Source organism: Microcystis sp. M53602_WE12, assembly GCF_030065455.1.
Lineage (GTDB): Bacteria > Cyanobacteriota > Cyanobacteriia > Cyanobacteriales > Microcystaceae > Microcystis > Microcystis aeruginosa.
In genome coordinates, this window is sequence record NZ_JASJFB010000025.1 from 1 (window position 1) to 1,832 (window position 1,832).

Here is a 1,832-nt window from a genome sequence, read left to right on the forward strand (position 1 = left end):
ATGCGACTGCGAAGATTATTTAACACCAATGTTTGATGGGTTTCTGCTAGTCCCAACTCCCAGGGTAAACCCGCGTGTTTAATCGAGGTTTGGGGTGAGGCACCGGTCCCACCATCGAAACCAGAGATTAAAACCACGTCGGCGTGAGCTTTAGCGACTCCGGCGGCGATTGTGCCAACTCCCACCTCAGAAACCAGTTTTACGCTCACTCTGGCCGCGCGATTGGCATTTTTTAGGTCATGAATCAACTCCGCGAGGTCTTCAATGGAGTAGATATCGTGGTGGGGTGGGGGAGAGATTAAACCGACTCCGGGGGTGGAGTGACGGACTTTGGCAATCCAAGGATAGACTTTTTTACCCGGTAATTGACCGCCTTCGCCCGGTTTTGCCCCCTGGGCCATCTTTATCTGCAATTCTCGCGCTTGGGAGAGGTAAAGACTGGTGACACCAAAACGGCCGGAAGCTACCTGTTTAATGGCACTATTTTTCGAGTCTCCCCGTTCATTTGTCCAAGTGTAGCGCTCGGAATCTTCGCCCCCTTCCCCGGTGTTCGACTTGCCACCGATACGATTCATGGCAATAGCGAGGGATTCGTGGGCCTCTTTGGAAATGGAACCGTAACTCATGGCCCCGGTTTTAAAGCGTTTCATAATCGCTTCAATCGGTTCCACTTCTTCGATGGGGATACTTTCCCGGTTTTTAAAGGTTAATAGTCCCCGCAGGGTGAAGAATTTTTGATTCTGTTGGTTGACCAGTTGGGAATATTTCTTAAAGAGGTCGTATTTGCCCAATTTTACCGCTTGTTGCAGGGTATGAATGGTTTCTGGGCTAAAAAGATGGGCTTCCCCGTCCTTACGCCATTGATATTCACCGCCAATATCGAGGGTATGCACATTAACATCCCGGTCGGGGAAAGCGTGGCCGTGTCTGAGTAGGGATTCCCGGGCAATAATTTCTAAATCGGCCCCTTCAATGCGGGAAGCTGTCCAAGTAAAATAGCGATCGACTACCGATCGATTTAAGCCAATAGCCTCGAATATTTGCGCCCCACGGTAGCTTTGCAGGGTGGAAATGCCAATTTTAGAGGCCACTTTAATTACGCCCTTGGTGGCGGCTTTTATGTAGTTTTTACAGGCGGTCTGGTGGTCAACTCCTACCAATAAACCTTCCTCGATCATACTGCCGAGGGTGGCAAAGGCTAGATAGGGATTAATCGCACCGCAACCATAACCGAGTAAAAGGGCGTAGTGATGCACTTCCCGGGGTTCGCCGGATTCCAGGACAAGGCCGACTCTGGTGCGGGTTCCCTGCCGGATGAGGTGATGGTGTAAACCGGCAACCGCCAGCAGTGAGGGAATCGGGGCGTGATTTTTATCGATACCTCGATCGCTTAAAATAATAATGCTTGCGCCCGCTAAAATTGCCTCGTCCACCTCTTGACAAATTGCCTCAATTGTGCTACGCATCCCCTCGACTCCCGAAGTGGGATCGAAGAGAATGGGAATAGTCACGGTTTTAAATTCGCTATTGCCCTGTAAACGCGCTAATTGGGCGTTAGTGAGGATGGGAGAGTTAAGTTTAATCAGGTGACAGCTTTCGGGCTGCGGATCCAAGAGATTTCTCTCCGCGCCGATAGTGGTGATGGGAGAGGTGATAATTTCTTCGCGAATCGAGTCAATCGGGGGGTTAGTGACTTGGGCGAATAACTGCTGAAAGTAATCATAAAGCAGTTTTGGCCGATCGGACAAGACGGCTAGGGGTGTATCGGAACCCATGGAACCCACTGCTTCCACTCCATCCCGGCCCATGGGGGCTAATAAAAGACGTAATTC

General features: G+C 50.5%; 1 protein-coding gene. It reads right to left on the reverse strand.

Features of this window, described 5'->3' with window-relative positions:
* Positions 1-1,832 (reverse strand): glutamate synthase-related protein (locus tag PX482_RS00795; RefSeq protein ID WP_288121957.1); only part of this gene is annotated, 1,832 nt, incomplete at both ends.